Source organism: Roseiarcus sp. (assembly GCF_052145395.1).
Classification (GTDB): Bacteria; Pseudomonadota; Alphaproteobacteria; order Rhizobiales; family Beijerinckiaceae; genus Roseiarcus.
The window spans coordinates 1-7,625 of sequence record NZ_JBKQOT010000204.1; the positions used below are offsets into that span (position 1 = coordinate 1).

7 protein-coding genes are annotated in these 7,625 nt (G+C 67.9%); 6 read left to right on the forward strand and 1 reads right to left on the reverse strand.

Annotation, left to right across the window (positions count from 1 at the left end):
• From ACLP25_RS06980 to ACLP25_RS06990, 3 genes are all read left to right on the forward strand, one after another.
• Positions 1-196 (forward strand): hypothetical protein (locus ACLP25_RS06980; RefSeq protein WP_442468491.1); only part of this gene is annotated, 196 nt, incomplete at its 5' end.
• A gap of 112 nt (positions 197-308) precedes the next feature.
• Positions 309-668 (forward strand): DUF1127 domain-containing protein, encoded by a 360-nt coding sequence (locus ACLP25_RS06985; protein WP_442468492.1) that lies wholly within the window; start codon positions 309-311, stop codon positions 666-668.
• 129 nt (positions 669-797) lie between these two features.
• The gene (locus ACLP25_RS06990) at positions 798-2,855 is read left to right on the forward strand and encodes a M3 family metallopeptidase (protein ID WP_442468493.1); all 2,058 of its coding nucleotides are present in this window, start codon (positions 798-800) and stop codon (positions 2,853-2,855) included.
• Here ACLP25_RS06990 and ACLP25_RS06995 read toward each other — a convergent pair.
• Positions 2,852-4,177 (reverse strand): tetratricopeptide repeat protein, encoded by a 1,326-nt coding sequence (locus ACLP25_RS06995; protein ID WP_442468494.1) that lies wholly within the window; start codon positions 4,175-4,177, stop codon positions 2,852-2,854. The two genes, ACLP25_RS06990 and ACLP25_RS06995, sit on opposite strands and share 4 nt — an antisense overlap.
• Positions 4,178-4,250: 73 nt before the next feature.
• Here ACLP25_RS06995 and ACLP25_RS07000 point away from each other — a divergent pair, with 73 nt between their 5' ends.
• The 3 genes from ACLP25_RS07000 to tcuC form a co-directional block, all read left to right on the forward strand.
• Positions 4,251-5,093, forward strand: coding sequence for an SDR family oxidoreductase (locus tag ACLP25_RS07000; protein WP_442468495.1), 843 nt, complete (start codon positions 4,251-4,253; stop codon positions 5,091-5,093).
• 428 nt (positions 5,094-5,521) lie between these two features.
• Positions 5,522-6,772 carry a TIGR03862 family flavoprotein gene (locus ACLP25_RS07005; protein ID WP_442468496.1) on the forward strand — a complete coding sequence of 417 codons (1,251 nt, stop codon included), beginning with the start codon at positions 5,522-5,524 and terminating at the stop codon, positions 6,770-6,772.
• Between the two features lie 69 nt (positions 6,773-6,841).
• On the forward strand, positions 6,842-7,625 hold a 784-nt coding region (gene tcuC / locus ACLP25_RS07010; protein ID WP_442468497.1), incomplete at its 3' end, for a tricarballylate/proton symporter TcuC.

The window sequence follows — 7,625 nt, forward strand, 5'->3', positions numbered from 1 at the left end:
TGATGTCCATGTCGAAGACGATAAAGGCCGTTTCTCGCGGGCTCAGCGCGTCGACCGCCCGCTTGCCGATCTTGATGTTTGTCGCCACCGTGTCGCCACCGAAAGGGAAATGAAAAGAATTGCCAGGAAAATAGCTAGCGGTCAGCCAACGATATTTCAAGGGCTTAGGAAAAGTTGTCCACTCAAAAGAAATTAGCAGAAGGCTACTCGGCCTGACAAACGATCAGGACAGTTTGACGGAACTGTACGGAACAGTCTCTGGCGTAGCAAGGCCGCGAAGCGGATTCTGGGCGCGAAAGGAGCAGCCCATGTCGTCCGAGAGCCGTCCCCTGGCCGTCCTTGCCGGATTTCTGGCCCGCGCCGCAGCCTGGCCGTTTCGCGTCGCTGAGGCGCGCGCGACTCTCTCTGCGCTCGCCGGTATGGACCGACGCGAGCTTGCCGACATCGGCCTCACGCCGGGCGACCTGCGCGACGTCTCGGCGCTCGCGCTCGACCGTGATCCGACGGCGCTGCTCGCGCGGCGCGCCCGTGAGCGGCGCCGGGACGCTTTCGCGCCTCCGACGGCGCCTTCAGGCGACTGGAACCGGGCGGGGATGGGTCAAGACGCGAATGGCCCGGCGCAAGGCGATTTCCTTCTTCCCGTGGAGAGGGTTTCTCGGGCGTCCTGACCGGCGACATCGGTGACAGGTTACAGCGACGACAGGGGGTGACAGGTCCAAGAAGGCGGTCCAGGATCAGCGCTCGGCCGCGAAGCCGGCATACACTTAGCAATGCCGACCTCTTCAGGAGCGCCTGAGATGCCCGACATCCATGGAAACGCCAATCCGCTTCTTGAAGCCTGGACCGGACCCTTCGAAGCGCCGCCGTTCGATCGGATCGCGCCCCGCCATTTCCATCCCGCCTTCGACGCCGCCCTGAAGGAGGCGCGGGCGCAGATCGACACCATAGCCGCTGACCCGGCGCCCCCGACCTTCGCCAACACGATCGAGGCGTTGGAGCGCAGCGGAAGCGCGCTCGACAAGGTCGCCAGGGTGTTTTTCAATCTCGCGGGCGCCGAGTCCAATCCCGACATCGAGGCGATCGAGCGCGAGATCGCGCCCATCCTCGCGCGCCATCGCAGCGACACCTACCTGAATGACGCGCTCTTCCGGCGCGTCGACGCCTTGAAGGCTGACGAGGACTCGCTTGGCCTGACGGCCGAGCAGGCGCGCGCGCTTGACCGCTATCATCTCGATTTCACCCGCGCCGGCGCTGGTCTGCCGCCGGAGGCCAAGGCGCGGCTCGCCGCGATCGGCGAGAGGCTCGCGACGCTCGCCGCCGAATTCGGTCAGAACGTCCTTGCCGACGAAAAATCCTGGGTGATGGTCCTCGATGCGGCCGATCTCGAGGGGCTGCCGGATTTCGCCGTCGCGAGCGCGGCGCGGCTCGCGGCCGAACGCGGTCATCCCGGGAAGTACGCGGTTACGCTCACGCGATCCAGCGTCGAGCCCTTCCTGGAGTTCTCGGCGCGCCGCGACTTGCGCGAGACCGCATTTCGCGCCTGGGCGGCGCGCGGCGAGAGCAGCGGAGCGACCGACAACCGGGCGATCGCCGCCGAAACCGTCCGCCTGCGGGCCGAGGGCGCCCGGCTGCTCGGCTACGAAAGTCACGCCCATTACCGCTTGGCCGACACGATGGCGAAGACGCCCCGCGCCGCGCGCGACCTGCTCGAATCGGTGTGGAAGCCGGGCGCCGCAGCCGGACGCCTGGAAGCGCGGGCGCTACAGGAGATCGCGGCCCGCGAGGGCGGCAATTTCAAGGTCGCGCCGTGGGACTGGCGCTTCCTCGCCGAGAAGCGCCGCAAGGCGGAGTTCGATTTCGACGAAAGCGCGGTCAAGCCGTATCTGCAGCTCGACCGCATGATCGAAGCGGCCTTCTACGCGGCGGGACGGCTGTTCGGCCTGACTTTCGCGGAGCGCTTCGACTTGACGCTCCATCATCCCGACGCCCGCGCCTGGACGGTAAGCCGGGGCAGCGCGCCGATCGCGCTCTTCATCGGCGACTACTTCGCCCGGCCCTCGAAGCGAAGCGGGGCCTGGATGAGCAATTTTCGCGGGCAGGACAAACTCGATGGTCGACAATTGCCGATCGTGGTCAACGTCACGAATTTCGCCAGGGGCGGCGACGGCGAGGCGTGCCTTTTGAGTTTCGACGAGGCGCGCACGCTGTTCCACGAATTCGGTCACGCGCTTCACGGCATGCTGTCCGACGTGACCTATCCGATCCTGTCTGGGACCCGCGTCGCCGGGGATTTCGTCGAGTTTCCCTCGCAGCTTTATGAACATTGGCTCGAAGAGCCGGAGGTGCTCCGCCGCTTTGCGGTTCACTACCGCACGGGAGAGTCCATGCCCGAGGCGCTGCTGGATAAGCTTCTCCGCGCGCGCAGCTTCAACCAGGGTTTCGCGACGGTCGAATACACCGCGTCCGCGCTGGTGGATCTCGATCTGCATCTCGATCCGTCGCCGGACAACGTCGACGTTGTCGCGTTCGAGCAGGCAGAGCTTGAGCGCATTGGCATGCCGGACGGGATCGCAATGCGTCACCGCACCCCGCATTTCCAGCATATCTTCTCCGGCGGCTACTCGGCCGCGTATTACAGCTACCTGTGGTCCGAGATCCTCGACGCCGACGCTTTCGAGGCCTTCGAGGAGACGGGCGACATTTTCGATGCCGAGGTCGCACGCCGCCTGCATGATTTCGTATACGCGGCCGGCGGCAGCCGCGACTACGAGGACGCTTATCGCGCCTTCCGCGGCCGGCCGGCGTCGCCGGCGGCGCTGTTCCGCAAGCGCGGGCTCGACCGGGGCGCCGGCTAAGCCGCCCGGGCGCACGCCCGCTCGTACTGTCCCCTGACTTTCGCCGTCGGACGGACGGCCGCCCGCTCCGCCAGCAGCGCTCGCGCGAGCCGCCACTGGCCGGACCGCTCGGCCGCGGCGATCAGCGTCAGGTTGAGGACGTCTCGTTGCGCATGGCTGCCGCCGATACGAAAGGCTTCGTATCTCAGAGGCAGGATCTCCTCGACGGCCTGGGCGTCGGCGCCGGCGCCGTAGCAGAGCACCCCCTCGATGAGCCGCCGGCCGACCTCGGCCGTCACCGCCCGATTGTGGCCGCGTCCGTCGCGCTGATAGGCGTCGAGCGAGCGCCGGAGCCGTCCCGCGTCGTCCGGGTCCGGAGAGCGCGCCGCGGCAAACGCGGCGTGGAGGTCGTTGAAGGCCAGCACATGGTCGCCGACGTGCGCGCGCCAGGCGCGCGCGACCGCCTCCCACCGGTCGCCGACGCCGACTCCGGCGAGTTCGAGGCGCCAGAGGAGCGCAGCCGCGTCGCAGCGATCGAGGGTCGTGTCGTCGGCAAGCTTCGGCGCCGCGAAGCGGTCGTAGTCTGCGAGGACCTCGTCCGTGCGGCCCTGATCGATCAGGTAGAGAGCGAGATGCCAGCCGTTGTGGCCGGCCATGAAGTGGGCGGTGCGCCACGACGTCTGCGTCGCCTTGAGGAAGGCGATCCCCTCTTCGGGTCGGCACGCTGTCTCGAGCACATGCGCGAGGGCATGCGTCGCCCAGGCGTCCTTTGGGTTGAGGGCCAACGCCTCCCGCGCGGCCGCCTCGGCTCGCCCGAGTTCGCCCGCCTCTTCCAGGCCGAACGCATAGGCGCCGAGAACGAAGCTTGCGAGCGGATGGCCGCGGTCCCAGGCCGGCAGGACCCGCGCGACCGAGTCGCGGATCGCCAGCGATTGGCCGAGGAAGAAGTAGGCGTCCTGGCCGAAGCGCAGCGCAAGCGCATCGGTCGGCCATTCGACGAGGATCGCCTCCCAGGCGGTCACGGCGTCCGGCGCGCGGCCGTCGGCCAACGCCTTTACGGCGGCGACATGCAGCTTCTCGCGCTGCGAAGCGCCGCCGAGCGCCCGATCCGCCGCGGCGAGCGCGGCGACGACTTCCAGATGGTCACCGCGAAATCCGCCGATGAGAAAGAGCCCGGCAATCGCCGCAGCGCCGAGGACAAATGCCGGATCGGCCGCGAGCGCCTGCTTCAGGGCGCCGACTGGATCGCCGGTCAGGCCCCAATAGTCCGACACCGCGCGATCGTAGGCCCGGGCCGATGCCTCCGAGCCCGTCAGCATCAGGCCGAGTTGATCCTTCGCCATTGCGGTCCTTCGGGTTACGACTTTCCAGGCTTAAGCTTATCGCGAGTCGTTCGACCGCGGAAAGGAACTGAGCATGAAAGGCAAGACCGTGGTCGCGACCGGCGCGACATCGGGTATCGGCGAACAGGCCGTGCTCGCGCTGGCGCGGATGGGCGCGCGGATCGTGTTCGTCGCCCGCGACGAAAAACGGGCCAAAGCCACGCTCGACAAACTCGAAAGCGTCGCGCCTCGGCTTAGGCACGGTGTGCATCTGGCCGATCTGTCCAGCATGGCCGAGACCTGCCGCGTCGGGCTCCTGATCGCCAAAAGCGAGCCGCGGGTCGATGTCCTCATCAACAACGCCGGCGCCATGTTCGCTGATCGGCGGGTGACGGCGGAGGGGCTCGAGTTGACCTTCGCCCTCAATCACATGGCGTATTTCCTGATGACGGCGGCGCTCGACGAGCGGCTCGCCGCCTCCGCGCCGGCTCGCGTCGTGTCGACCTCGTCGATTGCGCACCAGGGGATGAACCTCGATTTCTCCGACCTGCAGAGCGAGAAGGGCTACAACGGCTGGCGGGCCTACGGCCGTTCGAAACTCGCCAACATTTTGTTCACGCGCGAGGCGGCGCGGAGGCTTGCCAGCGTCGGCGTCACCGCCAATTGCTTCCATCCCGGATTTGTCGCGAGCCGGTTCGGGTCGGCCTCGGGCGGATGGACAAGCCGGCTTCTCCCGCTCGCCCGGACGTTCGCGATTCCCCCCGAGCAGGGGGCTGACACGCTCGTCTATCTGGCTTCTTCGCCGGAGGTCGCCCATGTGACCGGCGCCTATTTCGTCAAGCGGAAGGCCGTCCAGCCGTCCGCCGCCGCGCGCGACGACGCTGCGGCCCGAAAACTCTGGGAGGCGAGCGAGGCGCTGGCCAAGCCATTTTTGTAACGCGCCGTCGTCGCGACGCATCACGCTTTTCGGGGCTTTCGCGCTCGCGGCTTGGCCGCGCCGCCACGCCATCTCCAGGGCCGCCTGAAGCTCCCTTGGGGTCAGCGCCGCAAGAATCGCGCGCGTCCAGCCTTGCCGACCCCAGGCGTTCTCGAGAGGCGAGAACGCATCGGGGGCGACGGCGCATTTCAGCGCCTGCTCGTCGGGCGCGAGCTTGATGTTGGCGGTCAACTCGTCCGGCGCCAGCGTGGCGAATGTCACCCGCGCCTTGAAGGCGCGCCGGTCGAAATGCGGGTGTTCGCTCGCGCCGTCGAAGGACAGCGCGATGCGGCGGAAGTCGGCGGCGTCGGCCATCAGGCGCCTCCAGCGGATCGCAACGACAGGCCCTCATGCTATGAGCCGCCTTTGGCGTCGGGAAGGCGGAGGGCATGGCGGCGGACAGCGCGCAGGCGACGAAGCCCGTAATCGTAGTCGGGGCGGGCCCAGCAGGGCTGGCGGCAGCCGAGGCGATCGCGCGGGCGGGCTGCCGGGCTGTCGTCTATGACGCAAGCGCAAGCCCGGCGCGCAAATTCCTGCTCGCGGGACGCGGCGGGCTGAACCTCACCCACTCCGAGCCGCTCCCCGCCTTTTTGGCCCGCTACGGCAAGGCGGCAGAGCGCCTGCGGCCGGCGATCGAGGCGTTTCCGCCCGACGCGCTGCGGAGCTGGGCGGCGGAGCTCGGCGAGGAGACTTTCGTCGGCAGCAGCGGGCGAATCTTTCCCAAGAGCTTCAAGGCGACGCCATTGTTGCGCGCCTGGCTGAGGCGGCTTGAAGGCCTCGGCGTCGAGCTGAAATCCCGTTGGCGGTTTGTCGGCTTTGGCGACGGCGGTGTATTGCGCTTCGTCTCGCCCGCTGGAGAAAAGATCGTCGAGCCGCCAGCTGTGCTCGCGCTCGGCGGCGCCTCCTGGCCGCGGCTCGGCTCGGACGGCGGATGGGTCCAGGCGTTCCGCGAGGCCGGCGTCGAGGTCGCGCCCCTGAAACCGATGAATTGCGGCTTCCTTGTCCCCTGGTCAGGGTTCGTTCGCGAACGTTTCGCCGGGGCGCCGCTGAAAAACGTCGCGCTGCACCACACGGATGCTCACGTGCGCGGGGAGGCGGTCGTCACCGAGACCGGCCTTGAGGGAGGCGCCGTCTACGCCTTGTCGGCTCGCCTGCGGGACGCCATCGCGGCCGAGGGCGAGACGACGCTCGTCGTCGATTTCAAACCCGACTTGGATGAAGGCGCGCTCGCCGCCCGGCTCGAACGCAAGCCGGGGCAGTCGATCTCGACGCTCCTGCGCAAGGCGGGGCTGCCTCCCGTCGCCGCCGCGCTTATGCGCGAAGCGGGGCCTCTGCCCGGGGATGCCGAGGGCCTCGCGCGGCGGGCGAAACATTGCGCCATTCGTCTCACAGGGGCCGCGCCGATCGCGCGGGCCATCTCGACGGCGGGCGGCGTCGCGTGGACCGAAATCGATCGCGACTTCATGCTGATCAAACGCCCCGGCGTCTTTGTGGCCGGCGAGATGATCGATTGGGAGGCGCCGACCGGCGGCTATCTCATGCAGGCCTGCTTCTCCACCGGTGTGGCGGCGGGACGCGCCGCGGCCCGCTTCGCCGCCGAAGCGGCCGGCGATTTGCACGACCCGGTCCGACACGGATAGGATCAACCGCCGCTGGGAGGCGCCGAGAAAATTGCTGCGCAAGTCAGGCGCAGGCACGGGAGGAAAGGCATGGGCGGCGCTCGTTTCGACAAGCTCAAGACGGTTCTGCGCGTCACGAGCGGCAACTTCCTCGAGATGTACGACTTCTTTTTGTTCGGCATCTACGCCCGGCCGATCGCGCGCGCCTTCTTCCCGAACGACGACCCCTACGCCTCGCTGATGGCGACCTTCCTGAGCTTCGCCGCCGGCTTCGCGATGCGGCCAATCGGCGCGCTCGTGCTCGGGCCCTACATCGACCGGATCGGCCGGCGAAAAGGCCTGATCGTCACGCTCTCGATCATGGCCTGCGGCACGATCCTGATCGCCTTCGTGCCTTCTTACGCCTCGATCGGCGTGCTCGCACCGCTGCTGGTGGTGCTCGGGCGCCTGCTGCAGGGCTTCTCCGCCGGCGTCGAGCTCGGAGGCGTGTCGGTCTATCTGTCGGAAATGGCGACGCCCGGCCACAAGGGCCTTTATGTCAGCTGGCAGTCGGCGAGCCAGCAGGTCGCGGTCGTCGTCGCCGCCCTGCTCGGCTTCGCGATCGCCAATCTGATGGCGCCCTCGACAGTCGACGCCTGGGGTTGGCGCATCCCGTTCTTCATCGGCTGCGCGATCGTGCCGTTTCTCTATTTCATCCGGCGGTCGCTGGAGGAGACGGCCGAATTCGCCGCACGCAAGGTCCATCCCACGTTCAAGCAGATCTACCAGACGCTCGCCGCCAACTGGGCCGTGGTGCTCGGCGGCGTCGCGATGGTCGTGATGACGACGGTGTCGTTCTATCTGATCACGGTCTATACTCCGACCTTCGCCCGCG